Origin of the sequence: Streptomyces tricolor (genome assembly GCF_002155905.1) — a bacterium.
Taxonomy (GTDB): domain Bacteria; phylum Actinomycetota; class Actinomycetes; order Streptomycetales; family Streptomycetaceae; genus Streptomyces; species Streptomyces tricolor.
This window is the reverse complement of the sequence record NZ_MUMF01000275.1, coordinates 1-25,202: the sequence shown is the minus strand read 5'-3', so window position 1 is coordinate 25,202 and position 25,202 is coordinate 1. Positions and strand designations below refer to the sequence as shown.

19 protein-coding genes are annotated in these 25,202 nt (G+C 74.9%); 8 read left to right on the top strand and 11 right to left on the bottom strand.

Annotated elements, in window-relative coordinates:
- Together gntD and CCN44_RS20535 are read left to right on the top strand one after the other, a co-directional pair.
- Nucleotides 1–979 (top strand): guanitoxin biosynthesis L-enduracididine beta-hydroxylase GntD (gene gntD / locus CCN44_RS20540; protein ID WP_086698511.1); only part of this gene is annotated, 979 nt, incomplete at its 5' end.
- A gap of 55 nt (nt 980–1,034) precedes the next feature.
- Complete coding sequence (locus tag CCN44_RS20535) at nt 1,035–2,510, top strand: condensation domain-containing protein (protein ID WP_086698510.1); 1,476 nt, start codon at nt 1,035–1,037, stop codon at nt 2,508–2,510.
- Here CCN44_RS20535 and CCN44_RS20530 read toward each other — a convergent pair.
- Nucleotides 2,488–4,734, bottom strand: coding sequence for an amino acid adenylation domain-containing protein (locus CCN44_RS20530; protein WP_086698509.1), 2,247 nt, complete (start codon nt 4,732–4,734; stop codon nt 2,488–2,490). The genes CCN44_RS20535 and CCN44_RS20530 overlap by 23 nt on opposite strands.
- A gap of 213 nt (nt 4,735–4,947) precedes the next feature.
- Here CCN44_RS20530 and CCN44_RS20525 point away from each other — a divergent pair, with 213 nt between their 5' ends.
- On the top strand, nt 4,948–6,288 hold the full coding sequence (locus tag CCN44_RS20525; RefSeq protein ID WP_158103127.1) for a condensation domain-containing protein: 1,341 nt from the start codon (nt 4,948–4,950) through the stop codon (nt 6,286–6,288).
- Nucleotides 6,289–6,335: 47 nt separating this feature from the next.
- The gene (locus tag CCN44_RS44495; protein WP_059256045.1) at nt 6,336–6,629 is read left to right on the top strand and encodes a phosphopantetheine-binding protein; all 294 of its coding nucleotides are present in this window, start codon (nt 6,336–6,338) and stop codon (nt 6,627–6,629) included.
- A gap of 116 nt (nt 6,630–6,745) precedes the next feature.
- Here the strand turns inward: CCN44_RS44495 and CCN44_RS20515 are convergent, their stop codons facing one another.
- The 6 genes from CCN44_RS20515 to CCN44_RS20490 form a co-directional block, all read right to left on the bottom strand.
- On the bottom strand, nt 6,746–8,461 hold the full coding sequence (locus tag CCN44_RS20515) for an aldehyde dehydrogenase family protein (RefSeq protein ID WP_086698507.1): 1,716 nt from the start codon (nt 8,459–8,461) through the stop codon (nt 6,746–6,748).
- On the bottom strand, nt 8,458–10,020 hold the full coding sequence (locus CCN44_RS20510) for a GMC family oxidoreductase (protein ID WP_059256041.1): 1,563 nt from the start codon (nt 10,018–10,020) through the stop codon (nt 8,458–8,460). The genes CCN44_RS20515 and CCN44_RS20510 overlap by 4 nt, the downstream gene beginning before the upstream one ends.
- Nucleotides 10,021–10,275: 255 nt before the next feature.
- The gene (locus CCN44_RS20505) at nt 10,276–11,223 is read right to left on the bottom strand and encodes a quinone oxidoreductase family protein (protein ID WP_272935264.1); all 948 of its coding nucleotides are present in this window, start codon (nt 11,221–11,223) and stop codon (nt 10,276–10,278) included.
- Between the two features lie 76 nt (nt 11,224–11,299).
- Nucleotides 11,300–12,070: a class I SAM-dependent methyltransferase gene (locus CCN44_RS20500; protein WP_086698506.1), complete on the bottom strand. Its 771-nt coding sequence runs from the start codon at nt 12,068–12,070 to the stop codon at nt 11,300–11,302.
- Nucleotides 12,071–12,162: 92 nt separating this feature from the next.
- On the bottom strand, nt 12,163–13,299 hold the full coding sequence (locus CCN44_RS20495) for an FAD-dependent oxidoreductase (RefSeq protein WP_059256035.1): 1,137 nt from the start codon (nt 13,297–13,299) through the stop codon (nt 12,163–12,165).
- Nucleotides 13,300–13,466: 167 nt separating this feature from the next.
- The gene (locus CCN44_RS20490) at nt 13,467–14,324 is read right to left on the bottom strand and encodes a putative RNA methyltransferase (RefSeq protein WP_086698505.1); all 858 of its coding nucleotides are present in this window, start codon (nt 14,322–14,324) and stop codon (nt 13,467–13,469) included.
- Between the two features lie 429 nt (nt 14,325–14,753).
- On the opposite strand from CCN44_RS20490, the gene CCN44_RS20485 reads away from it, so the two are divergent.
- On the top strand, nt 14,754–15,116 hold the full coding sequence (locus CCN44_RS20485; protein WP_086698504.1) for a hypothetical protein: 363 nt from the start codon (nt 14,754–14,756) through the stop codon (nt 15,114–15,116).
- 69 nt (nt 15,117–15,185) lie between these two features.
- Here the strand turns inward: CCN44_RS20485 and CCN44_RS20480 are convergent, their stop codons facing one another.
- Together CCN44_RS20480 and CCN44_RS20475 are read right to left on the bottom strand one after the other, a co-directional pair.
- Complete coding sequence (locus CCN44_RS20480) at nt 15,186–17,450, bottom strand: FUSC family protein (RefSeq protein WP_237481367.1); 2,265 nt, start codon at nt 17,448–17,450, stop codon at nt 15,186–15,188.
- 80 nt (nt 17,451–17,530) lie between these two features.
- Nucleotides 17,531–18,148 carry a TetR/AcrR family transcriptional regulator C-terminal domain-containing protein gene (locus CCN44_RS20475; protein ID WP_059256030.1) on the bottom strand — a complete coding sequence of 206 codons (618 nt, stop codon included), beginning with the start codon at nt 18,146–18,148 and terminating at the stop codon, nt 17,531–17,533.
- A gap of 34 nt (nt 18,149–18,182) precedes the next feature.
- On the opposite strand from CCN44_RS20475, the gene CCN44_RS20470 reads away from it, so the two are divergent.
- From CCN44_RS20470 to helR, 3 genes are all read left to right on the top strand, one after another.
- Nucleotides 18,183–19,682, top strand: coding sequence for an FAD-dependent monooxygenase (locus tag CCN44_RS20470; protein ID WP_237481369.1), 1,500 nt, complete (start codon nt 18,183–18,185; stop codon nt 19,680–19,682).
- A gap of 150 nt (nt 19,683–19,832) precedes the next feature.
- Nucleotides 19,833–21,044 carry a glycosyltransferase gene (locus CCN44_RS20465; RefSeq protein ID WP_086698502.1) on the top strand — a complete coding sequence of 404 codons (1,212 nt, stop codon included), beginning with the start codon at nt 19,833–19,835 and terminating at the stop codon, nt 21,042–21,044.
- A 134-nt stretch (nt 21,045–21,178) separates the two neighbouring features.
- Nucleotides 21,179–23,362, top strand: coding sequence for an RNA polymerase recycling motor ATPase HelR (helR, locus tag CCN44_RS20460; RefSeq protein ID WP_086698501.1), 2,184 nt, complete (start codon nt 21,179–21,181; stop codon nt 23,360–23,362).
- Between the two features lie 12 nt (nt 23,363–23,374).
- On the opposite strand, the gene CCN44_RS20455 is transcribed toward helR, so the two are convergent.
- Nucleotides 23,375–24,244, bottom strand: coding sequence for an NlpC/P60 family protein (locus tag CCN44_RS20455; protein ID WP_059256025.1), 870 nt, complete (start codon nt 24,242–24,244; stop codon nt 23,375–23,377).
- Nucleotides 24,245–24,394: 150 nt separating this feature from the next.
- On the bottom strand, nt 24,395–25,202 hold an 808-nt coding region (locus CCN44_RS20450; RefSeq protein ID WP_143649879.1), incomplete at its 5' end, for a WD40 repeat domain-containing protein.

The window sequence follows — 25,202 nt, the reverse complement described above, 5'->3', positions numbered from 1 at the left end:
CGAACAGGCCCTCGGCCTGGCGCACCAGTGCCTCAAGGAGTACGGCCGGGTGGACGATCCCCGTTTCCTCGCGGAGGTCGGCGTGCTGGCCCACGGCCTGCCCCGGCGGGCGCGGCTCGCCCTGCACGCGGCCGGCCCGGACAGCGACCGGGCGGCCACGGTGATCTCCGGCGCCCAGGTGGACTCCGAGGCCCTGGGGCCGACCCCGGCCGGGTGGCAGGCGGCGGACACCCCGTCGAGCCTGCCGTACGCGTTCCTGCTCATGCTCTTCAGCGCCCTGCTGGGGGACGCGATCACCTGGCGGACCCAGCAGGAGGGGCGGATGGTCGGTGACGTCGTCCCGACCGAGGGGATGGAGCACAGCCTGATCAGTGCCAGCAGTCACAGCGAGCTGAGCTGGCACACGGAGGACGCCTTCTCCCCGTACCGGGCCGACTGGGTGGGGCTGTTGTGCCTGCGCAACGCCGATCTGACCCCGACGACGCTGGCCGTGCCCGATCTGGGGGCGGCGCCCGAGGGGGTCGTCGACGTGCTGCGCCGGCGGCGGTTCTTCGTGGTCCCGGACAACGCGCACGACGGGGTTCCCTCGGCCGGGGCGGGCCCGGCGGACGTGGCCGACGCGCTGACCGATGTGACGCTGGCCCGGCGCACCCCGCCGCCCGTCGCCCTGATCAGCGGCCCGCCGGAGGCGTCCGTGGTGCGCGTGGACCGGGACTTCACCTCGGTGGCCCCCGGCGACGCGGAGGCGGCCCGGGCCCTCGACTGGCTGATCGCCCACCTGGACGCGAACCTGCGCGACCTGCCGCTGGCCCCGGGGGACATCGCCTTCATCGACAACCGCAACGCCGTCCACGGCCGGCGGCCGTTCCACCCCCGCTACAACGGCACGGACCGCTGGCTCAAGCGTGTCAACATCGTGCGCGACCTGCGCAGGACCCGCCCCGGCCGGGCCTCGGCCAGGTCCCGGACGATCGGCTGACCCGTGGCGGCCCACCCCTTCGGCACACGTGCGTGAGCGGACTTCGGAGGTCGCGATGACAGCGGACACGCCTCGCCGGACGGCACTCGCCCAGCGGCTGGCGGGGCTCTCGCCGGCGCAGCGGGCCGAGTTGGAACGGCGGCTCGCCGACCGGGCACCCACCGCGGCGAGGGGACGCCCCGCTCGCATCCCGCCGCGGACCACCGGGGCCGGCCCGCTGCCCCTGTCCTGGTCGCAGGAGCACATGTGGCACCGGCACCGGGCCGATCCCAGCGGCGCCGCGTACTCCGTCCCGCTGAAGGTACGGCTGGAGGGCGACCTGCGGGTCGATGTGCTGCGGGCGGCGTTCCGGGACCTTATCGCCCGGCACGAGATCCTGCGGACCACCTTCGGCGAGTCCGGCGGGGTCCCGTACCAGCTGGTCCACGACGCTCCCGGGGCGGAGGTGGAGCACGCCGACCTCCGGGACGCCGAGGACGCCGAGGCCGAGGTCGCGGCCCGCCTCGCCGAGGAGGCGGCCCGTCCCTACGACCTGGCCGAGGGGCCGCTGTTCCGGGCCGTGCTGCTGCGGACGGCGGACGACGTGCACGTGCTGAGTCTCGTGCTGCACCACATCCTGACCGACGAGCAGTCCACCGGGCTGCTCCTCGCCCAGTTCGTCGAGGCCTACGACCGCCGTCTGCACGGCCTGCCGGCCGCCGCCGCACCCCGCCTCCAGTACGCCGACTACGCGGTGTGGCAGCGGGCCGGGCAGGGCGACGGCGCCGCCGCGGAGCGCCTGCGGCGGTGCGTGCGCCGGCTGTCCGGCATGCCGGCCGAGCTCAGCCTGCCGGCCGACCGGCCCAGGCCGCCGCGGCCGACGGGCCGGGGCGGAGCCGTCGGCGCGGGCATCGGCCCGGACCTGTGGCACCGCCTGCGCGCACTCGCCCGCCAGGAGCGGGCCACGGAGGTGATGGTCCTGCTGGCCGTCTTCCAGACGCTCCTGCGGCAGGTGTCCGGGCAGCACGACATCACCGTCTCGCTGCCGGAGGCCGGCCGCGGCCACCCGGACCTGGAGGACATGCTCGGCTGCTTCTTCAACACCGTCGCCGTGCGCTGCGACCTGTCGGACACGCCCGGCTTCCGCACCCTGCTCGGGCAGGTCCGCGCCCGGTGCCTGGAGGCGTACGACGACCGGGACGTGCCCTTCGCGAAGGTGGTGGAGGCGGTCACCGACGGGCGGGCGGAGCACCGGCACCCGCTGCTGCAGACGATGCTGATCTTCGAACGGGAGGGCGCGGGACGCCCCGTGGAGTTCGCCGGCCTGCGCATGACGCCGCTCCAGGCGCCCACGGGCCACCGCGGCGCACGGGCCAAACGGGACCTCACGCTGGCCGCCGTCGACCAGGGCGACACCGCACGCGTCGACCTGGTCTACGACGCGGACCTGTTCGACCCGGCGACCGCGCAGGGCCTCCTCGACAGCTACCTGGCCCTGCTGTCGTCGCTGCTCGCGGACCCGGACGCGCTCACCGGCCCGGGCCGCCGGTGAGGGCGAGCCGGTCGATCTTGCCGTTGGCGTTCAGCGGCATCCGCTCCAGCCGGGTGATGTCGGCGGGCAGCATCGCCGAGGGCAGCTTCCGGGCGAGGAAGAGGCGCAGCTCGTCCGGCACCACCGGCCGCCCCTCCCCCGCGGCCACGACGAAGGCCCGCAGCAGGGGAAGGTCGGGCACGGTGCGGTCGGCGACGACCACGGCCGAGGCCACGGCGGGGTGTTCGGCCAACGCCGCCTCGATCTCGCCGAGTTCGATGCGCACCCCCTGGATCTTCACCTGGAAGTCCTTGCGCCCCAGGATCTCCAGGTCTCCGTTCGGCAGGTACCGGGCCATGTCCCCGGAGGCGTAGACGCGTTCGCCGAGGCCGGGCACGGCACGGAAGTGCGCGGCGGTCCGCTCCTCGTCCCGCCAGTACCCCTGGGCCAGGCCCACCTCGGAGGCGATGTGGATCTCCCCCGGCACCCAGTCGGGGCACGGCTGGAGCCGTTCGTCCAGGACGTGGTAGCGCTGGTTGGCCATGGGCCGGCCGAGCGGGATGCTCGTGGCGGCGGGATCGACCCGGCCGACGGCGTGCATCACCGACAGCACGCAGCTCTCGGCCGGGCCGCCCCCGTTGTACACCCGCACCCGCGGGTTCAGGGCACGCAGCCGGTCGGGAAGCGTGACGGGCAGCACGTCGCCGGCCTGGATCACCGTACGCAGCCGCCCGATCCGGTCCCGCTCGCCGCCGCTCTCCAGGTGCGCGGCGAGCATCTCCAGCAGCGCGGCCACGGCCAGCACGAACGTCACGTCCGCCGCGTCCATCAGCCGCGCCCAGTGACCGGGGTCGGGATACGGCGACGGGTCCGGGACCACCACCGCCCCGCCCGCCGCGGTCACTCCGAACGTGTCGTACACCGACAGGTCGAACGAGATGCCCGACAGGGCCAGGCACCGGTCGGCGGGGCCCATGCCCAGGCGCCGGTTCACGTCGTGCAGGGCGTTGAGCGCACCCCGGTGGTCGACCATGACGCCCTTGGGCGTGCCGGTCGAGCCGGAGGTGAAGATGACGTAGGCGAGATCGGTCTGCCGCTGCACCGGCTCCAGCGGGCCGTCGTCGACCTCCTCGAAGTCGGTGTCGACGCACAGCCGTCGGACGCCGTCCGGCCAGGCGGCCCGGGCGTCGATCCGGCTGTGGGTCAGCACCAGGCCGGCCCGGGCCTGCCGGAGCAGCCGGCGCAGCCGCTCGGCCGGCACCGCCGGGTCGATCGGCACGTAGGCGGCGCCGGAGGCGAGGACGCCGTGCAGGGCGACGATCTGTTCCCAGCCCTTGTCCATGACCACGGCCACGAGCCGGCCGGGCCGGGCGCCCAGTTCCCGCAGGCGCCGCCCCACCTGGTTCGTACGGCCGTACAGCTCACCGTAGCTGAGCGTGCGGCCCGCGGTGATCACCGCGGGGGCGTGCGGACGCAGCCGGGCCTGCTCGATGACGGGGGTGTGCAGCAGCCCGCCGGGCACCGGCGTCTTCGTGGCGTTGGTCCGGGCCCGCCGGGCGAGTTGCTCCTCCGGGACGAGCCGCAGGTGCCCGGCCGTCCATTCGGGGCCGTTCGCGGCCAGCCGCTCCAGCAGCGACCGGAACGCGTCCGCCATCGCCTCGACGGCGCCGGGGGGCCAGCGCTCGTCCGGCCACCGCCACACCGCCTCCACCGCACCGCGCTCGTCCCGGGTGACGTCCACGCCCAGCAGGCCGTCGTCCCGCGGCGAAGGCTCCGCCACCGGCGCGCGGCGGGCCCCGCCGGGCGCTGACCGGTGCAGCGCCGTGGCGAGCACGACGGGGGACGACGACGGGGGCACACCGGCCCCTTCCAACCTCTGGGCCCGCCGGGCCAATGTACGGCCGTCGGCGTCCCTCTCCCGCTGTGCGGCCGTGACCCCCCGGGCGCCTGCGGACACGTGGGTGAAGCCGAAGCGGTCCGTGGTGCTCCAGGTGCGGAGCACTTCGGCGAAGGCGGCCACGATCGCCTCGCCGGCCGTGACGCCGTACGACCGGGCGGCCTCGACCAGCCCGTCCCACACCCCCGCGGAGGTCGGGCGGGACGCACGGCACCACGCGGGCGGCTCCGGGCCCGTGCGCCGGGCCGCCACGACGGGAAGGGCGGGCGGCGGCGCGGGCTGCCCCGCGGTCCCGGCGCCCCACCGCTCCGACGGGCCGCTGGGGGTGAGGGAGGGGCGCTCTGGCATGCGGGCCTCTGCTCGTCACGAAGGGGCGGCGGACACGATCCGATCGGCGCCATGATCCGCCCGGGACAGGCGGGGCGACGAGTCGGGAGAACACCGATCGCCGTCCGTCTGTCAGGGAGGTTCCCGACTGGGAGGGCGCGGCCCGCCGATCACAATGGGGAGGAGTTCCGTCGTGCCCCCGTACGCCGTCGTACCCCAGTGCAGAGGAACCGGATGCCCCGAGATCTGTACGTCCTGCCTGCCTCGCCCGGCCAGGAGTGGATGTGGCTGATCCATCACATGCTCCGGGACGCCTCGCCGTACGTCATCGCCGGCATGGTCCGCATCCGCGGCCACGTCGATCCCGACGCCCTGCGGCGCTCCCTGGACCTGCTGGTCGAGCGGCACGAAGCGTTGCGGACCGTGTTCCGGATGGACCCGTCGGGCGAGCTGAGCCAGGTGATCCAGCAGGCGGAGCCGGTCGGCCTCACCGCGTACGACCTCGGCGCCGGCGCGGGCACCGAGCGGGTCCGGGAGGACTTCCAGGAGTTCGCCGCCCGCCCGTTCGACTTGTCGCGGGGGCCCCTGCTGCGGGCGTCCCTCGCCCGGGTCGGGCCGGAGGACCACGTACTCGGCCTGGCCGTGCACCACATCGTCAGCGACGGCTGGTCGATGCGCCTGATGACGTCGGAACTCACCGAGCTGTACCTCCGGCTGGCCGCCGGCCGCTCCCCCGGCCTGCCCGAACCGCCTTTGCAGTACGCCGACTTCGCGGTCTGGCACCGTGAGTGGCTGTCCTCCGCACAGGCCCGCGAGGACCTCGCCTACTGGTGCCGGCAACTGGACGGCGCGTCCCCGCTGCGGCTGCCGACCGATGCCGTCCCGCCCGGCTCCGGGAGCGCGCCGGCGGCAGCCGTGACGCTCGGCCCGGCCACCACCGTCGCGCTCACCGAGACCGCCCGCCGGCACGGTGCCAGCCTGTTCATGCTGCTGCTCACCGCGTACGCCGCCACCCTGGCCCGCTTCGCCGGCCAGCAGGACTTCGTCCTCACGATTCCGGTGGCCGGCCGCTCCCGGGAGGAACTCACCAGGACCGTCGGCTTCTTCGTGAACACGCTGCCCATTCGCGTGGACGCGTCCGGCAACCCCACCCTGCTGGAACTGCTCCGCCGGGTACGCCTGACCTGCCTGGAGGCCTACGACCATCAGGACCTGCCCTACGAGCGGATGGTGCGCGGCGCGGCATGGCGTCGCGACCGGCAGAACACCCGCCTGGGGCCCGCCATGTTCGCCCTGCGCGTGCCCCTGGCGGCCCCGCAGCGGCTCCCCGGCGGTGCCACCGTCGAGGTGCTCGAACCGCCGCCCGCGGCGGGCGAGATGGATCTGCTGACGGAACTCACCGAGACCCCCGGTCAGGGCCTGCGCGGCTACCTCGCCGGGCAGCCCGGCGCCTTCCGCCCGGACACCCTGAGCCTCCTCGCCGGCTCCTTCACCACAGTCCTGACCCTCGCCGCCACCGGCGGCGCGGTACCGCTCGACGAGCTGCCCGTCCACGTACCGGCAGCCCGCCAGTGACCACGATCGCCGGCGCTCACCCCCGCGGCCTTCCGAGGAGGATCGTCATGACGGCCGAAGACACCGCCCCCGAGGCAGGCCCCCCGCCCAGAGCGCCGAGGGGTCCCGACGAGGAGAGGATCGCCGGCATCTGGTCGGCCTTCCTGCGCACCCCGGATCCGCCGGCCAACATCAGTTTCTTCACGATGGGCGGCTACTCCCTCGGCCTCATGCGCCTCGGCCTGCGCCTGCAGCAGGAGTTCGGCATCGTGATCCCGGTGCCCGACCTGTTCGAGCACACGACGATCGAAGCCCAGGCCGTGCTGGTCAGGAAACTGCTGTCCCGGACTCCCGGCACATGACCGCACGGGCCGACGGGACGCCGGGGGTCCGCCTCGCTCGCCGCCGGCTCCCCCCGGCACGGACAGCCCGCCGACCCACGGGGTGACGGGCTGTCCGCCGTCGGGGAGCGGCCTGGTCAGCCGCGCAGTGCGGAGGCGAAGAGCCTCGGCAGCGCGGACCAGCGGGGTGCGGCGGCGAAGTCGGTGAGGAGACGGCCGGTGGTCGCCGCGGTGCGGTGGGTGACGAACCACGGCGGCTTGGGCGACAGGGCCGCCTCCCCGTGCAGGATCGACCGGGGCGCCGGGCGGAACGGGCCGCGTACGACGGTGCGTTCCGGCCCGTCCAGGAGGACCGCGTTGTGCACGACCCCGATACCGCTCTGCACGTCGTCGAGGGTGTGGCCCGGGAAGGCACCCCAGGGGGCGGTCGCCGTGAGGTAGCCCACTCCGGTCCAGGCGTTCAGGGCGACGGTGCCGTAGCGCAGTTCGGCGATCGCCGCGCCGAGGGCGGGGCCGAGCGCGGCGATGGTGCGCGGGTGGGCGAGGAGGTTCACGCCGAGGGTGCCGGCGAGCTTCTCGTTCGCCGTGTTCACCGCCGCGGCGAGGAACTGCCGTGTGTCGCCCGGCAGTTCCATGACGGCGAGGACCGGGGCGAAGTACTCGGTGGTCAGGGCCGGGCCCGGCTGCGCCGGGTCGAGGTTCCCGATCAGCACGCGGCCTCCGCCGACGCGTTCCGCGTCGCCGTACGAGGCGACGGCCCCCGCCACTCGGTCGTCGCTGCCCGGGTAGTAGGCGGGGCGCTGCGGGGCGTCGGACAGGGCCGCGCGCAGGTGGGCGAGGAAGCGGTCCTTCTGCGACCAGCCGGAGGCGACCAGGACCACCTGGCTCGCCACGCAGTTGTAGCCGCCGTTGTGCAGCCGCTGGGTGGCGATGTGCTCGGCCTGGAAACGCAGGTCCGCCTCGGACCACTCCCCCGGTACGACGATCGTCGGCGACACTCCGCCGAGTTCGCTGGTGACCGGCTTGTCCAGCAGGGGGGTGCCGGCCTTCTTGCGGGCGGCACCCTCCGGGCCCGTGCCGAAGACGATCGCGTCGTGGGTCGCGGCGCTGCCGGTCATGTGGACGTGGCCGACCTTGGGGTGGTGCACGAGGTAGGTGCCGACGTCGGCGCCGCCGGTCAGGATCCGGACCACGCCGAGGTCGATCAGCGGGGCCAGGACGCGGGTGAAGACGTCGAAGAGGCCGTCGGTGACCGGGTTGAGTTTCAGGGCCACCACCCGGTTGTGCGCGTACAGCTCGTAGAGCACGTCCAGGACCGGGATCGAGGTGATGTTCCCCGCGCCGAGGACGACGCCCACGCCTCCGGTCTCGGCCGGACGGCGCTGGCCGAGGCCCGCGCGGTGGCGCACCGTCTCCTCCGTGACGCCGGGTGGCATCCACACCTCGGCGCTGAAGCCGCTCAGCAGCAGCTGGTCCCAGACACTGTGCGGCAGGACGCGGACCGCGACGCGTCCGCCGGGCGCCCGGCGGACGGAGAATCCGTCGACGGGACTGCGGCCCTCCTCCAGGGCCTTGATGCTCGCGGCGAGGGCGCCCGTGGAGGTCAGCACCGGATAGGGGCCGCTGATCCACTCCTCGCCGACGAGCGGGCTGCCGTCGGGCAGCCGCTTGTAGGCGACGGCCGCGCGCACCCACGCCTCCGCCTGCGCGGCGGTCGCCGCCCCGACCCGCTCCAGGAGTTCCCGCCGCCTCGCCAGGCCGCAGGCGGCCCAGGCGGCCTCGCCCCGGACCAGGTCGTCGACGGCCCGGTCGATCGCCGAGGCGCGCTCGGTGGCCAGCAGGGAGTCGGTCATCGCACGGCTCCCCGGATCAGGTCGGCGGCCTTCTCGGCGGCCATGATGGTGGGCGCGTTGGTGTTGCCGCGGGTGACCGTCGGGAAGACGGAGGCGTCGGCGACCCGGAGGCCCGGCACGTCGTACACGCGCAGTTCGGGGTCGACCACCGACCCGATGGCGCAGGTCGACGTCGGGTGGTACAGCGTCTGCCCGGACCGCCGCGCCCAGGCCAGCAGGTCCGCGTCGGAGGCGGAGGCCGCGGGTGTGTCGCCGTACAGGCCCGTCGCGAGGTCGGTCACCGCCCGCTGCGCGGCGATGTCCAGGGCGATCCGGATGCCGGCGACGATCGCGTCCTGATCCTCGGCCGTCGTCAGGTAGTTGTGGACGATCCGGGGTGCGACGTCGGGGCGCGGGGAGCGCAGGGTCACCGCGCCGCGGCTGGTCGGGGCGAGCACGCAGGGGCCGAAGGCGAAGCCGTGCTCGGTGGCGGCGCCGAGCCCTTCCTGGTGGAAGAGCGAGGGAGCGGCGTGGAACTGGAGGTCGGGGGCGTCCAGTCCGTCCCGGCTGCGGAAGAAGCCGCCCGCCTCGCCGATGTTGGAGGTCAGCGGGCCGCGTCCCTCGTCCTGGAGCAGCGCGGCGTTCTCCGGGGTCGCCGCGCTGATCAGCGACTCGGCGGCGGTGCGGAAGTTGAGCAGCGTCATGTAGTGGTCCTGCAGGCCCTGGCCGACCGGCAGATCGCGTACGACGTCGATGCCGAAGGCGGACAGGTCGGCGGCCGGGCCGATGCCGGACAGCATCAGCAGCTTCGGGCTCTCGTAGGCGCCCGCGGACAGGATCACCTCGCGCTCGGCGCGGACGGTGTCGACGGTGCCGCCGCGCTCGACCTCCACGCCCGCCGCCCGGCCGCCCTCGATCACCACGCGGTGGGCGCGGGCCGAGGAGAGCACGGTGAGGTTGGGCCGCTCCAGAGCGGGGTGCAGAAAGGCGACGGCGGTGCTGCACCGCATGCCGCCGCGCTGGGTGAGCTGGTAGCGGCCGACGCCGAACTGGGTCTCGCCGTTGAAGTCGTCGTTGGCCTTGTGCCCCGCCTCGACGGCGGCCTGGACGAAGGCCGTGGCGAGCGGGTGATCGGATCTGCCGTCGCTGACGGTCAGCGGCCCGCCGACGCCGTGGAACGCGTCCTCGCCGCGCTCGTTGTCCTCGGAGCGCTTGAAGTACGGCAGCACCTCGGCATACGACCAGCCGGTGGCCCCGGCCGCGGCCCAGCCGTCGTAGTCGGCGCGGCTGCCCCGGATGTAGATCATCGCGTTCATCGAACTGGACCCGCCGAACATCCTGCCCCGCGGCAGATAGGTCCGCCGGCCGCCGAGCCCCGGCTCCGGGTCGGAGTCGAGGTCCCAGTCCAGGTCGGACTTGAACAGCTGGGGGAAGGCGGCCGGAACGTGGATCTCCTGGGCGGAGTCGGGGCCGCCCGCCTCGATCAGCGCCACCCGCACGTCGGGGTCCTCCGACAGCCGGGCCGCCAGAACGCAGCCCGCGGCTCCGGCGCCGACGATGACGTAGTCGTACGTACTCATGTGCATCCCCTTTGACAGACAAGGTGGTTCACGGATGAGAGGCGCGCTCAGGGCAGGCTACGGCCGGAAGCCCGGTGGCGTCCCCGGTTCCGGGATGCGCACGGTGGGTCGAGGGGGGCGGAGCAGGAAGTGGAGCTGATGCGTCCGGCGTGACGGACGGGGCGGTCCGGCCCGGCCGCGCGAGCCGCGCGGGTGCAGACCTCGGCGCGGGGGGGGCGGCCGGGCGGACGCGTGTCGGCGGGTTTTCTGACCGGGCTACGGGATGAGAACGATCTTCCCTGTGGTGTGGCCGGTCATGATCTGCCGGTGGGCGGCGGCGGCTTCGCGCAGCGGGTGGCTGCCGGCGACGAGGACGCGCAGCCGTCCGGCTTCCACGGCTTCGGTGAGCCGCAGTCGCGCGGCGGCGCGGACCGCCGCGCCCGGGTCTGCCCCGGGGCCGCTCCCCAGGAGCTTGATCCCGGCCCCGGCCCCGCGCTCGAACGCGGCGATGGTGGCGATGCGCTTCCGGTCCGCCACGAGTTCCAGGGAGACGTCCACCGCCTCGTCGGTGCCGACCAGGTCGGCTGCCGCGTGGACGCCCTCCGGCGCTGCCGCGCGGACCCGGTCGGCCAGGCCCGGCCCGTACGCGATCGGGACGGCCCCCAGGTCACGCAGCACGTCGTGCTTGGCCGGGCTCGCCGTCCCCAGCACCGTGGCGCCCTGTTCGACGGCCAGTTGCACGGCCATCAGGCCGACTCCGCCGGCGGCGCCGTGGAGCAGCACCGTGTCGTTCCCGCGCAGGCCGATCGCTTCGAGGACGTGCACCGCGGTGGCGCCGGCGGCCATCAGCCCGCCGGCCTGCGCCCAGGAGAGGCCGGCGGGCTTGGGCACCAACAGCGAGGCGGGGAGGACGAGTTCGGCGGCGTACGCGCCGGGCGCCCGGTAGGCGATCACCTCGTCGCCGACCTCGACCGGGCCGGCGGGGCCGATCGCGCCGGCGCCGACCGCGGTCACCACACCGGCCGCCTCGACACCGAGCCGCAGCGGGAGGTTCGCCGGGTCGGTGCCGAAGAGGCCGCTGTACACCTTGTGGTCGAACGGGTTGACGCCGACGGCACGCACCTCGATACGCGCCTCGCCGGGCCCGGGTTCCGGTACGGCGACATCGATCACCGACAGCACTTCGGGACCGCCGTAGGCACGCGCTATCACTGCTTCGCTCATGTCGTCGGACAACAGGCGGCCGAGGGATCTGATTCCCCTCCGGGACAGGTCCGCGTGTTCCTGGCGGTGTCTCCGGTCACGTCAACCGGTTTTCCTGCGGCGGTACTTCGACAACGAAGAACAGGAAGCAGGTTCTGGTGGAGAGGTCGTGGAATTCCTCGGGGAACAGGTCACGGGCGGCCGGGTCGGGCTGCGGCTCGCTGAGGGCGGACAGGCGGAAGCCGGCGGTGGTGAAGGCGTCGGTCATCGCGTGCAGCGGCCTGCGCCAGAACTTCATCGGGACGGACTGCCCGTCGAACGTCCAGTCGAAGGCATAGCTGGTGGTGGCGAAGTAGTCGGGCCGAGGCTCCTGCAACGCGTAGGCCACGAAGGGGTGGTCCACCGACGCGATCAGCCGGCCGCCGGGCCTGAGCACGCGCCGCAGCTCGGCCAGCGCCGGCCCCCAGTCCTCCAGGTAGTGCAGGACCAGCGACGCGACCACGTCGTCGAACGCGCCGTCGGCGAACGGCAGACGGTCGTTCAGGTCGGCCAGGTGCAGGTCCGCGTCGTCCCCCAGCCGCCGCCTGGCCAGCGCGAGCATCCCCGCGCTCGCGTCGACGCCGGTGACGACGGCACCGCGGTCGCGCAGTGCGGCGGACAGGGGGCCGGAGCCGCAGCCGGCGTCCAGGATCCGACGGCCGGTCACGTCTCCGGCCAGGGCCAGCATCGCGGGCCGCGCGTAGTACGCGTTCACGAGGTTGTTCTCGGTGTCCGCCGAGTACGCCTCGGCGAAACGGTCGTAGTCGTTCACCCGGGCCGGATCAGCGGACGGGGCGGGACTTTCGGGCACGGCGGGTACTCGGTCCATCGTCGCAGCCTAGTGGTCACCTGATCCGGCGGTTGCGAAGGCGGGGAACGTCCGGGCGGCGGGCGCCGTCGGCCGCCGTCTCGGCGGATGCCTTACCGGGGCTCGTCCTGCCGGGTGAGCGCGGTGATCAGGTCGCGGATCGGGTCGTGGTCGGTGTCGGTCCCCTGGGCCTCGGCGCCCGCGAAGGTGGCGGCCTCGGTGCTGCGGGGGAACATGGCCTGCTCGTAGGCCGTGAGTGCGGCTTCGGTGTCGTCGGGGTGCGCGGCGAGGGCCTTGCCGAGTTCGGCGCCGTCGAGCATGGCGAGGTTGGCGCCTTCGCCGTTCGGGGCCGAGAGGTGGGCGGCGTCGCCGAGCAGGGTCACCCCCGGGACCCGGTCCCAGCGGTGCTCGGCCGGCAGGGCGTAGAGGGGGCGCAGGACGGGTGGGGTGTCGGTGTCGGTGATCAGCGCGGTGAGTTCCGGTGCCCAGCCGTCGAATTCCTCGGCGATCCGCGCCGTCGCCGCGGCGGCGTCGGTGAAGTCGACGGCGGTGAACCACTCCTGTGGTTCGGACAGCCCCACGTAGGCGTGCAGAGTGTCGTCCTTCTCCCGGTGGGCGAAGATCTCCCTGCCCGGCGTGTGCACGATCATCGACCCGCCGCCGACCGCCTTCGCGGCGGCCGGGTGGCGGATGCCGGCGTCGAAGAGGTAGGTCTCGACGACGGACTTCCCCGTGTACTCGGGCGTGGCCGTGGAGAGCAGCGGCCGGACCCGCGACCACGCGCCGTCCGCGCCGACCAGCAGGCCGGTGACGACGGTGCCGCCGTCGGCGAACGTCACCTCGTGGCGGCCGTCGCCGAGGGTGCGGGCGCCGCTCACCTTGTGCCCCCACCGGACGGTGCCGGCCGGGAGCGAGTCGAGCAGCAGCTGCCGCAGCTCGCCGCGCTGCACCTCGGGCCGGCCCCCGGTGCCGTCGTCGGCCTTGTCGAGGAGGACGGTTCCGTCCGGGCCGAGGATCCGCAGTGCCTGCCGGCCCTCCAGGACGAGTCCTCGGAACTCGTCCGTCAAGCCTGCTGCCTCCAGGGCGAGTTGTCCGTTGTAGTCGTGGATGTCGAGCATTCCGCCCTGCGGGCGCGCGGCCGGGGAGGGTTCCGCCTCGTGGACGGTGGCCGGTATGCCATGGACGTGCAGGACGCGGGCGAGCGTGAGGCCGCCGAGCCCGGCACCGATGATCGTGACGCCGGTGGACATGGGGGTTCCTTCCTTCGGAACGGTGTGATGCGGGGGCCGGTGCCGTCGATGGCCGGCGCCGACCGGTTCCAATGTCCCGGCAGCCGTCGACAGCGCACCGACAGCCCACCGACAGACACCGGCCCCCGCCGACAGGCACCCGACACCGGCCCCGGCACGCCGTCGGCTCACCGGTGCCGGCGTCGGTACGCGGTGGCCAGGACCGAGACGGTGACCCCGTCGGGCAGAGGGACGTCATCGGCGAGGTCCGCGCGGCTGACGTGGTGTGCGCTCGGCGTCATCGCCAGCAGGTCCAGGGCCTGGCGGCCGGCCAGGGGTGAGCGGTACTCGATCCGTTCGGTGACGGCGGCCTCGAAGAAGGGGTCCAGAGCCCGGTGCAGGCGTTGTTCCTTGACCGGGTCGACCGTGACCATCGCCGGCAACCGCCTGCGCAGCTCGGCGAGGTGCCGCCCGGTGGGACGCACGACGATCAAGCGGCCGGCCGGCCGGAGCACCCGGTGGAACTCGGCCGGGTTGCGCGGGGCGAACACGTCCAGCACGACATCGGCGACCGCGTCGGCCAGCGGGAAGGGACGGAAGACGTCCCAGGCCGCCGCGGCGGCCCGGTCGTGGGCCCGGGCCGCCGAACGCAGCGCGCGCACCGACGTGTCCAGGCCCAGCCCTCGTGCGCCGGGCAACCGGTCGAGCACACCGGCCAGGTAGTAGCCCGTGCCGCATCCGGCGTCCACGACCGTGGCCTGCTCGGGCGCCGCGTCGGCCGCCAGGCGGGCAACGGCTGTGCGGAGGGGCGCGTACGGGCCGGCGGCCAGGAACCGGTCCCGGGCCTGGACCATGGCCGGGTCGTCGCCGCTGGTGGCACGCGTGCCCGTCAGCAGGCCGGCGTAACCGTGGCGGGCGATGTCGAAGGTGTGGCCGGCCGGGCAGCGCAGGGCACCGCGGCCGGGGTGCAGGCGTCGGGTGCGGCAGGTCGGGCAGCGCAGCAGGTCGAGGGAGAGTTCGAGGGCGGGGGGAAGCGAGACGGGCACGAGGCACTCCTGGCGAGGACGGGAGGGGGACGAGACCGTGCCCGCACGCGCGTTCGGAAAGTCGCCGTCTCGGGACGCCGCTGCCTCGGGTACGAACGGGCAGCGCCGGAAGCGGGGTTCACGCGGCGGGCACACCGGGGAGGGCGACGCCGTCCGGCATCGCCCTCATGCTCTTCCGATTCACAGGAAGCAGTAGTACAGAGTGCTCATGAATCCCACGCCATGAGTGTACGGCCGTCGGCGGATCACGTGTGCTCGCCCCTGCCCGCAACGGACGGCTCAACGTGCCTGCCTGTCAAGGGCGTTGCCGAGCGGGACAGCGACACCGTCGGGCTTCGCGCGCCTGCCCCGCGCGCCGTGTCACGCTCTGCGCACGCGTGTTTCCGTTCCGTAGCGTGAGGGGTGTCTTCCCCACACCCGGAGGCTCAGATGACACGCACCCGAGTTCTCACCCTGATCACCGTCGCGGTCCTCACGGCCGGCACGGCCACGGCCGGTGCCGCCGCCCACGACAGCGGCACCGACACGGCCGCCAAACCGAAGGTCTCGCTGCGGGCCGCGCACGGGCAGTACGAGGGCACCCCCGTCACCGTCCCGCCGGGCGGACAGAACATCGCGGGCGTGAGCTGCCCGGCCGGCCAGGTGCCCACCGGAGGCGGCAGCAGGACCAGCGCGTTCGACATCTACGTCACCGACTCCTACCCGGCCGGGAACGGGTGGACGGTCCTCGGCAAGAACATCGGCACCACGCAGCAGACGCTGCGGGCCGTCGTCGTGTGCACCGTTCCCTGACCGTCCCGCGGAGCCCCTGAGACGGCGTGATCCGGGGCGGCCGGCGGTCACGCCCGGCGTGGCCGCCCGTCACGGGGACGTGGCCGTGCCGGGTGCCCGGCGGCCCGCCGCCGGCTCCGCCTGCTGCGTCGGGGCGTTCTCGTCCGGCGTGTGCGGCACGGTGCCGTGCGCGATCCGGGTCAGGTCGGTCATCAGGGAGTTCAGCCAGGCCACGGTCGCGTAGTAGCGCCGTGGGGCGCCGGGCGGCTCGGCGGTGGAGCCGGCGAGGTCCGGGTCGATCAGAGGCCCCGTCGTGGCCGGGGTGTCGTCCCCGGGGTCCAGCGCCGCCGAGACCAGCAGCATCCGCCCCGCCACCCGCTCCCCCAGCAGGCGGGCCGACTCGGCCGCCGCCGGGCTCAGCGCGGTGAGCGGCGGCTCCAGCAACCGCGCCGAGCCCCACAGCGTGTGATGACCGGCGATCAGCGTCGCCTGCCAGTCCACCGCGCGCGGCTCCGCTCCGCGCCCCTTGCCCCCGAGGGGCGCCGGTTCGCTCTGCACCTGCGCGTACGCGGACTCCGCGAGGACGACGGCCCGTTGCAGCGACCGATGGCCGGGCACCCCCGGCGGCGCGGCCGGTGTCGTCCCGCCCGCCACCGAGGCACTGGTGGCCACCACGATCTCCGCGGCCCGGCGCAGCAGTTCCGCCGCCGCACGGCGCAGCTCGTCATGGGCGCCCCGGGGCCAGGCCAGTACCCCGAAGACGGCGCCGATCGCGCTGCCGACCAGCACGTCCAGCATCCTGACCTCCGCCAGCCGCCACGTGGGCTGCGCCAGCTGTGCGAAGACCAGCGCGACGAGCACGGTGAACAGTCCCTGCGCCCACCCGACGCCCCGGACCGGGCCCACCGTGAAGGCGCACAGCATCCACACCGGCAGGAGGACGGCGTACACGGCGGTGTCGGCCCCCACCAGGATCAGTACGCCGGCGCTGACCAGGGCCCCGGCCAGGGTGCCCGCGAGGGCCAGGCGGATGGTGCTCCAGGTCTCGCCCAAGGTGGTCCGGGTGAGGGTGAGCGTCGCCAGCATCGCCCAGAACCCGTGCGGCAGTGTGTCCACCCCGGCCACGAACCGGACGGCCGTCAGGGCCAGGGCCATGCGCACCGCGTTCTGGAAGAACACCGACCGGCGGCCGGCGTGGCCGAGCGCCCGGTGCCACCACAGCATCGGCGCCCGGATCGTGGCGTACCAGAAGCGGCCGGGCGGCAGCCGCACCGAGGGGTGCCGGCCGCGCACCGCCAGATCGGCCGCCGCGCCCGTCGCCAGCGCCGCGTCGGCGACCTCCAGCACGGCGGCGTGGCAGCGCAGGACGGCGGGCGGCAGACGCACCCCGGCATCAGCACCGGCACCGGCATCGACGGCAGGAGGGCCCTCGGACACGGCGGACAGGCGTGCGCGGGCCGCGATCAGCTCCTCCTGCCGGGGCGCGGGCGACGTCCCCGCCCGCAGACAGGCCGCGGTGGCCGCGGCCAGGCCCGCCACCGCCCGCAGGACGGCCGTCACGTCGGCTGCCGTGCCGTCCCCGCGTCCGGAGGGCAGCTGCGCGAGTCTGCCGAGCAGGGTGCGCAGGGCCAGGCCGGTGTGGGTGAGGGCGCGCTCGCGCACCCCGGGGCCCGCCGGGCGCTCCGCCTCCGGCACGCTGAGCGACCGCAGTGCCTGGCTCGCCCCCTGGGCCGCCCGGAGGTCCGGGCCGGCCAGGGCACCGGGGGCTGCGGCGAGCCGCGCCGCGCACCGCTCGGCGATCAGCGCCGCGCGGGCGGCCCGCTCCCGGTACGACAGCGGGGCGGGCTCGGGGAAGAGCAGCGCCTCGGCCGCGACGAAGAGGGCCACGCCCGTGGTCGTCCCGAGCAGCCGGTCACCGAGCGAACCGGGGTCGTACGGCGGGAAGGACGGCAGGATGTAGAGCAGGTGCAGGCCCGGCGCCGCACCGGCCGGACGCGGCCCGCCCACGGCGGAGAAGGCCAGCGTGAAGCCGACCACCAGCATGCCGAGCACGGCGCTCCACGTCCGCACCGACAGACAGGTGCCGACGGCCACCAGCGCCCAGCACACCGGCAGCAGGCGCGCCATGAACGCCGCGCGTTGCCGGCCGGTGCCGGGAATCCTGGACAGTCCGCCCAGGGCCACCACGGTGAACAGCGCGTACGTCGCCGCCACGGGGCGGTCGAAGCCGTAGCGGAAGGGGTAGAAGCCGGCCGCCGCGACCAGCGTCACGCGCACCGCACGACGGCCGGTGGCGGCGTAGGCCGCCGGCAGCCGGGCATCCGGGACACCCCACACCCCTCCAGAATCGCCCACCCCCGACGGTCCGGCACCTCACCCGCGCACGCCCTCGTACCGTCCGCCTCCTGCCGGCACGCCGCCTTCCCGCACGCCGGTCAGCCGAGGACGGCGTCGAGGCCGAACTCGAAGCGTTCGGCGAAGGACTCGGCCGCCAGGTGTCCGAGGGTGCGGTGCAGGGCGGGGTGCGTGGTCGCCGAGACCGCCTGCGCGAGTCGGTCCGCCAGGGGCCGGCCGGCGGCGGCCTGCTCCTCCTGGGTCAGTCCGAGCGTGAGGTAGACCAGCGTCCAGGTGGTCCAGGCGGCCTCGCGTTCGGTCCTGCCGCCGTCGAGGAGTGTGCCGACGAGCGCTTCGGCGAGGCGCAGGGTGTGCGGCTCGGCGGGGTAGGTCCCGGCCACCAGGGCGGCGCCGTCACGGTGTGCGAGCAGGGCGCGGCGGTAGCGGCGGACGATCTCCCGCGCCCGTGCGTCCCACGCGTCGGGCAGGCCGTCGAGCGGGACCTCGCCGGCGACGGCGTCCGCCATCAGTTCCAGGAGCCGTGCCTTGGTCTTCACGTGCCAGAGCACGGTGTTCATCCGGACTCCGAGCCGGTCGGCGACGGCGCGGGTGGACAGGGCGTCGAGCCCGTTCTCGTCCAGGAGTTCCAGGGCCGTGCGGACCACCGTCGCGGTGTCGAGCCGGGGGCCGCGCTCTGCGTTCGCTTGCTTCTTGGTCACTGACCTAGTTTACTGCGCCCATCACTATTGGTCAGTGACCAAGAAGGAGGCTGGTGTGGAGCAGCACGTCGTCGTCGCCGGAGGAGGCCCGGTCGGGCTCTGGCTCGCGGCCGAACTGCGGCTGGGCGGGGTCGCCGTCACCGTCGTGGAGATGCGCGAGGAGCGCGACCCGCGGTCCAAGGCGCTCACCGTCCATCCGCGCACCCTTGAGATCCTCGCCTCGCGGAGGGCGCACAGGCCCTTCCTCAGGGCCGGGACACCCCTGCCGAGCGGCCATTTCGGGATGCTCGGCACCCGGCTCGACTTCCGCGCCCTGGACACCCCGTTCCCGTACACGCTGGCACTGCCCCAGGCCAGGACGGAGGAGCTGTTCGAGGAGCGCGCGCTCGCGCTCGGCGCCCGGATCCTGCGCGGCCATCGCGTCACGGGGCTGGCCGAGGACCCTCAGGGGGTGACGGTGCGGGTCGAGGGCCCCGACGGGCCGTACGACCTCCGGGCCGCGTACGCCGTCGGCTGCGACGGAGCCCGCAGCACCGTCCGCGCGGCGGCCGGCATCGGCTTCCCCGGTACGGCCGCCGGTGTCGTGGGGTTCCTCGCGGACGTGACGCTCGACAGCCCGCCGCCGCCCGGCTTCAGCGCCTTCGGTCCGGCCGGCGGCCTGATGGTCGCCCCGCTGCCCGGGGGGCGCTTCCGGCTGGTCGGCATCACCCCGGACGACGTGACCACCACCTGGCCGGGCGCGCTCTCCCTGGACGAGCTGCGGGCCAAGGTGCGGGCCGTCGCGGGCCAGGACTTCGGCCTGCACAGCCCGGTGTGGCTGTCCCGCTTCGGCAACGCCACCCGGCAGGCCGAGCGTTACCGCCGCGGACGCGTCCTGCTCGCCGGAGACGCCGCCCACCAGCACTTCCCCACGGGCGGAGTCGGGATGAACGTCGGCATCCAGGACGCGCACAACCTCGGCTGGAAGCTCGCGGCGGTCATCGGCGGCCGGGGCGCCGGGGCACTGCTGGACACCTACCACCGCGAACGCCACCCGGTCGGCACCGACCTGCTGGAGAGCAGTCGCGCCCAGACCGCCCTGATGACGGCCTTCTCACCGGAGGGACGCGCGCTGCGCGCACAGCTCAGCACGCTGCTCGCCACCCTGCCGGCCCTCAACGCCACCCTGGCCGAACGGGTCTCCGGGCTCGCCGTCGGCTACCCCCCGGCGGACCCGAGCGCCCACCCGCTCACCGGCACCCGCGCCCCGGACCTCCCCGTCGAGGGCGCCGAGGGGCTGTTCGCGCTGCTGCGCGCGGACCGCCTTCTCCTGCTGGACCTCACCGGCGGTTCCCTCGCCGGACCACCCGCGCCGGGCGTCGCCGTGCACACCGGCGCCCCGGACCTGCCCCGGCCGGCCTGGGCCGGCGTCCGTGCCGCGCTGATCCGCCCCGACGGCCATGTCGCCTGGGCCGGCACCGAGAGCGACGCCACCGCGCTGGCCGCCGCCGCACGCCGGGCGGTGCGCCGCGCCCACGGCGTCGCGGAGGACTGACGCACGACGGCAAAAACAAAAGGCAAGGAGGTCACCCACTCCTTGCCACTCGCAACTTATAGCGCACCGGGGGGCTTGCGGCAAGGCCCCCGCCGTACCGCAGAATTGCCGGCCGAGGTCAGGAAGTTGCCGAAATAGGAGATTCATTCAGTGCGTGCGCTTTTGTCGACGTATGGTTCGCGCGGGGACGTCGAACCGCTGGCCGGACTCGCGGCGCGGTTGCGGGAACTCGGCGCGGAGGTGCGGGTGTGCGCGCCGCCGGACGAGGACTTCGCGCGGCGGCTGGCCGCTGTCGGGGCGCCGCTGGTGGCGGTCGGCCCGTCGGCGCGCGCGCTGACGAGGTCGGCGCCGCCGTCCTCGTCCCTGCCCCGGCGCGCGGCCGAGCTGATGGCGGGCCAGCTGGGCACGGTCACCGGGGCGGCCGAGGGCTGCGACGTACTGGTGGCGACCGGCGCGCTGCCCGCGGCGGCCGGCGCGCTGTCGGTGGCCGAGCGGCTCGGCATCCCCGCCGTGTCCGTGACCTTCCAGCAGCTCACCCTGCCCTCCCCGCACCACCCGCCGCTCGCCTACCCGGGCCGGCCGCTGCCGCCGGAGGTGACCGACCACCACGAGCTGTGGGAGCTGGACGCCCGGCACACCGACGCGCTGTTCGGCGAGGCGCTCGACACCCACCGGGCGGCGCTGGGCCTGCCCCCGGTGGCGGGCGTCCGTGACTACGTCGTCGGCGACCGGCCGTGGGTGGCGACGGACCCCGTCCTGGACCCCTTGTACGACAGACCGGGCCTCGACGTCGTCCAGACCGGCGCGTGGATCCTGCCCGACGCACGCCCGCTGCCCGCCGACCTGACGGCGTTCCTGGACGCCGGCGCCCCACCGGTGTACGTCGGCTTCGGCAGCATGCCCCTGCACACCGCGACGGACGTCGCCCGGGTCGCCGTGGCGGCGGTCCGCGCGCAGGGCCGGCGCACCGTGCTGGCCCGCGGCTGGGCCGGCCTGTCCCCGGTCGACGACCGGGACGACTGCTTCGTCGTCGGCGAGGTCAACCACCAGGCCCTGTTCCGCCGGGTGGCCGCCGTCGTGCACCACGGCGGCGCCGGCACCACCACGACCGCCGCCCGGGCCGGTGCGCCCCAGGTGGTGGTCCCCCAGGCGGCGGACCAGCCGTACTGGGCGCGCCGGGTGGCCGAGCTGGGCATCGGCGCGGCACACGACGGTCCCACGCCTTCCGTCGCGTCCCTGTCGGCCGGGCTCGGCGCGGCCCTCACCCCCGGGACCCGCGCACGAGCGACCGCCCTGGCCGGCCGGGTCCGCACCGACGGAGCGTCGGTGGCCGCGCGTCTGCTGCTCGACGCACACCGCTGAGCCCGACCGGCGACGGCCGGGGCACGCAGGACGGCCGGCGTCGCTCCGCACCCCGCCACCGGGTTCGTCAACCCCCGCCCCGGACGCCTCGCCGCACCCACCGCCGCAAGCGGCCTCACCACGGAGCCCCTGACATGCAACAGCCTCTGACCAGCAGCGTGTTCGACCTGCCCGAGCGCCTCGCCCCGAAGGCCGACCCGGCGCTGATCGCCGACGACGAGCGGCACTTCGCGGCCGTCGCGAAGTGCCTGGAGCAGTCCGTCGCCGAACTGACCGAACGCCTCGACGCCGAGCGCAGGGCACCCGGCGGCACGGGCCGGCAGGCGATGGACCGGGACGCGGAGATCCACCGGCTCACCGCCCGCCTGCGCACCCTGCGCCGCTTCGGCCTGGACCTGTGCCTCGGGCGCATGGTCGGCGCGGACAGCCCCGAGCCCGTGTACGTCGGACGGCTCGGCCTCACCGACAGCGCCGGCCGGCGGCTGCTGGTGGACTGGCGCTCCCCCGCCGCCGAGCCGTTCTTCGGAGCCACCCACGCCCGCCCGATGGGGCTGGCGAGCCGCCGCAGGTACCGCTGGACCCACGGCCGGATCAGCGACTACTGGGACGAGGTGTTCACCGCGGACGGGCTGGTCGGCCACGCCGCCCTGGACGACCAGTCCGCCTTCATCGCGAGCCTCGGCGGCAACCGCTCCGCCCGCATGCGGGACGTGCTCGGCACCATCCAGGCCGACCAGGACGCCGTCATCCGGGCGGGATCCCGCGGCGCCCTCGTGGTCGACGGCGGCCCGGGGACCGGCAAGACGGTCGTCGCCCTGCACCGCTCCGCCTATCTCCTGCACTCCGATCCCCGGGTGGGCCACCGCCGCGGCGGTGTGCTGTTCGTCGGCCCGCACCGGCCGTACCTGGCCTACGTCTCCGACGTCCTGCCCAGCCTCGGCGAGGAGGGGGTGCAGACCTGCACCCTGCGGGACCTCGTGGCCGAGGGCGCCGGTGCGGCGGCCGAGACCGACCCGGAGGTGGCCCGCCTGAAGTCGTCGGCGGACATGGTGAAGGCGATCGAGCGGGCCGTCCGGTTCTACGAGGAGCCGCCCGCCGAGGGGATGACGGTCAGCACGCCCTGGTCCGACGTCCGGCTGGGCCCCGACGACTGGGCCGCGGCGTTCGAGGCGGCGGAGCCCGGCGCCGCGCACAACGAGGCACGCGACCAGGTGTGGGAGGAACTGCTCACGATCCTGGTGGACAAGCAGGACGGCGACGCCGACGGCGAGGCCCCGCCCGAGCTGGTGCGCAGGGCGCTGCGGCAGAACCGGGAACTGCGCACGGCGTTCGACCGCACCTGGCCGCTGCTGGAGGCGGCCGACCTGGTCGGCGACCTGTGGTCGGTGCCCGCCTACCTGCGGCTGTGCGCTCCCTGGCTCGGCCGCGACGACGTACGAAGGCTGCAGCGCGCGGACGCCCAGGCCTGGACGGTGTCCGACCTGCCGCTCCTGGACGCGGCGCGGCAGCGGCTCGGCGACCCGGAGGCGGCCCGGCGCACGCGTCGGCGCGAGGCCGTCGTCGCCGCCCAGCGCGAGCGCATGGCGCAGGTCGTCGACAACCTGATCGAGGCCGCGGCCGACTCCGGCGCCGACGGTGACGACGGCGAAGGTCTGGTGCGGATGCTGCGCGGCGAGGACGCCGAGGTCAGCCTGCTGGACGAGTCCGAGCTGCCCGCCGCCGACCCGGACCGGCTCGCCGGGCCGTTCGCGCACATCGTCGTGGACGAGGCGCAGGAACTGACCGACGCCGAGTGGCAGATGCTGCTGCTGCGGTGCCCGTCCCGGAGCTTCACCATCGTCGGCGACCGCGCCCAGGCCCGGCACGGCTTCACGGAGTCGTGGCGGGAGCGGCTGGAGCGGGTCGGGTTCGACCGGATCACGTCGGCCTCGCTGCGCGTCAACTACCGTACGCCGCGGGAGATCATGACGGAGGCCGAGCCGGTCATCCGGGCGGTGCTCCCGGACGCCAACGTGCCGGTGTCCGTCCGCAGCACCGGCGTCCCCGTCGTCCACGGCCGCGTCTCGGACCTGCGCCCGGTCCTCGACGGCTGGCTCGCCGCGCACGCCGACGGGATCGCCTGCGTCATCGGCGACCCCGCCTTCCGGTCGGCCTCCCGCGTCCGCTCGCTGACCCCGGAGCTGGCGAAGGGCCTGGAGTTCGACCTGGTCGTCCTCGTCGCTCCCGAGGAGTTCGGCGACGGTGTCCAGGGCGCGGTGGACCGCTATGTCGCGATGACCCGGGCGACCCGTCGGCTCGTCGTCCTCACGCGTTCCTGACGCCGGCCCGGCTCAGGTGGTGCAGGCCGGTACGCCGTCCAGCCAGGCCGGGCCCTGGATGTAGATGTTGGTGACCCAGGCGCGGTAGTCGGGGAGGTAGGACCAGGCGTCGTTGGTGTAGCCCTCGGCGGTGACGCTCTCGGCGTGCTTCTGGCAGGCGACGCGGACGGTGGTGGGTCCGGGGAAGGCGTAGACGCGGGCGGCCCGTACGGAGGGCTGGGCCTTGGTCCACACACCGGTGCCCCAGGTGCGGAAGACCGGACCCTCGACGGCGCCGGTATTGACGCGGACCGCGCCGAAGTAGCTGCCGCCCAGGCGGACGTCACTGACCATCAGCTTCGTGCCGGACTGCCGGGCCTCCACCATCTTGCCGGCGCCGAGGTAGAGGGCGATGTGGTGCAGATCGGCGGAGGTGCCGTAGGCGAGCAGGTCCCCGGGGCGCAAGGGGGCGAGGCCCTCGGCCGCGGTGAAGCGGGCGGCGGTGCGGTGGGTGTAGTACTGGGCGCTCGCGTCGCCGTCGAGGATGTCCGCGCCGGTGGCCCGGGCGTAGGCGTAGCGGACGAGGCCCGAGCAGTCGAAGCCGAGGCGTTCGGGGTCGTGTTCGCTGGCCGGGTCGGTCGGGTCGACCTTGCCGTAGGTGGGGCCGGGCTGCGCGCCGTGGCCTCCGCCCCAGGTGTACCAGACACCGGCGGCGACCTGGGCGCAGGCGGTGTCGACGGCCCGTTCGGCCGCGGCCGTCGCGCCCGGGGCGAGGACGCGGCAGCCGTCGTCCGCCGCCTTCGCCGGCCGGGCGGGCCGGTCGGCGGTGAACGCGGACGGGGTGAGGAAGAGAGCTGTCAGCAGGGCGATGAGTGCGCCGATGGCGCCGGTGCGCCGGAGCATACCGGGACCCCCGTTTCCGTGGTCGGTCGTGAGAGGTGGTGCGGTGTCCAGCCTTCCCGGGTGCGGTGGGCGGGTCGAGGAGGCCGCGCGGGCCTCCTGCGACGGGCAACGGGAAACACCCGGGAAACCCCGTGGGGGCAGGGGGGTTGCTCAGTGCCGTGGGCACACGGACGCGCCGGGGGCGGGTTCGCCGGGGAGCAGGGCGCGGCGCGTCGCCGGGTCCGTCTCCCGGTACAGGCGGCAGATCTCCGCCAGCCGGGTGCCGGTGTCCAGGTTCCACAGCCGTACCGTGCCGTCGTTGCTGCTGCTCGCCACCGTCCGTCCGTCGGGGGCGAAGGCCACGCCCCACACCGCGTTGGTGTGCCCGGAGAGGGTGGCCCACAGCCGCCGTCCGGGCACGTCCCACAGCCGTACCGTACGGTCGTTGCCGCTGCTGGCGAGCAGCCGGCCGTCCGGTGAGAACGCCAGGCCGCGCACCGAGCCGGTGTGGCCCGTCAGCGAGCCGAGGAGCCGGCGGCGGGCCATGTCCCACAGCCGTACGGTGCCGTCGTTGCCCGAGCTGGCCAGGGTGCGGCCGTCGGGCCCGAAGGCGACGGCCCGCACCGCCCCGGTGTGGCCGGTGAGGGTGGCCAGCGGGCGGTGGGTGCGGGCGTCCCACAGCCGCACCGTCAGGTCGTCGCCGGCGCCGGCCAGCGTCCGCCCGTCGGGGCTGAAGGCGACGCCGTTGACGTAGTCGGTGTGGCCGGTGAGGACGGCGAGCGGGCGGCGGGCGGGGACGTCCCAGAGACGGAGGGTGCGGTCGGCGCCCGCGGAGGCGAGGGTGCGGCCGTCCGGCGCGAACGCCACCGCGAACACGGCTCCGCGGTGGCCGCGCAGGACGGTGCGCGGGCGGCGGGCCGCCGGGTCCCACAGCACCACCGTGCCGTCGGAACCGGCCGCGGCGAGGGTGCGGCCGTCG

What these genes read in the sequence shown, in the direction of transcription:
- CCN44_RS20535 (WP_086698510.1), top strand. Translation starts at nt 1,035, where the DNA reads ATGACAGCGGACACGCCTCGCCGGACGGCACTCGCCCAGCGGCTGGCG.
- CCN44_RS20530 (WP_086698509.1), bottom strand. Translation starts at nt 4,734, where the DNA reads ATGCCAGAGCGCCCCTCCCTCACCCCCAGCGGCCCGTCGGAGCGGTGG.
- CCN44_RS20525 (WP_158103127.1), top strand. Translation starts at nt 4,948, where the DNA reads ATGCCCCGAGATCTGTACGTCCTGCCTGCCTCGCCCGGCCAGGAGTGG.
- CCN44_RS44495 (WP_059256045.1), top strand. Translation starts at nt 6,336, where the DNA reads ATGACGGCCGAAGACACCGCCCCCGAGGCAGGCCCCCCGCCCAGAGCG.
- CCN44_RS20515 (WP_086698507.1), bottom strand. Translation starts at nt 8,461, where the DNA reads ATGACCGACTCCCTGCTGGCCACCGAGCGCGCCTCGGCGATCGACCGG.
- CCN44_RS20510 (WP_059256041.1), bottom strand. Translation starts at nt 10,020, where the DNA reads ATGAGTACGTACGACTACGTCATCGTCGGCGCCGGAGCCGCGGGCTGC.
- CCN44_RS20505 (WP_272935264.1), bottom strand. Translation starts at nt 11,223, where the DNA reads ATGAGCGAAGCAGTGATAGCGCGTGCCTACGGCGGTCCCGAAGTGCTG.
- CCN44_RS20500 (WP_086698506.1), bottom strand. Translation starts at nt 12,070, where the DNA reads ATGGACCGAGTACCCGCCGTGCCCGAAAGTCCCGCCCCGTCCGCTGAT.
- CCN44_RS20495 (WP_059256035.1), bottom strand. Translation starts at nt 13,299, where the DNA reads ATGTCCACCGGCGTCACGATCATCGGTGCCGGGCTCGGCGGCCTCACG.
- CCN44_RS20485 (WP_086698504.1), top strand. Translation starts at nt 14,754, where the DNA reads ATGACACGCACCCGAGTTCTCACCCTGATCACCGTCGCGGTCCTCACG.
- helR (WP_086698501.1), top strand. Translation starts at nt 21,179, where the DNA reads ATGCAACAGCCTCTGACCAGCAGCGTGTTCGACCTGCCCGAGCGCCTC.
- CCN44_RS20455 (WP_059256025.1), bottom strand. Translation starts at nt 24,244, where the DNA reads ATGCTCCGGCGCACCGGCGCCATCGGCGCACTCATCGCCCTGCTGACA.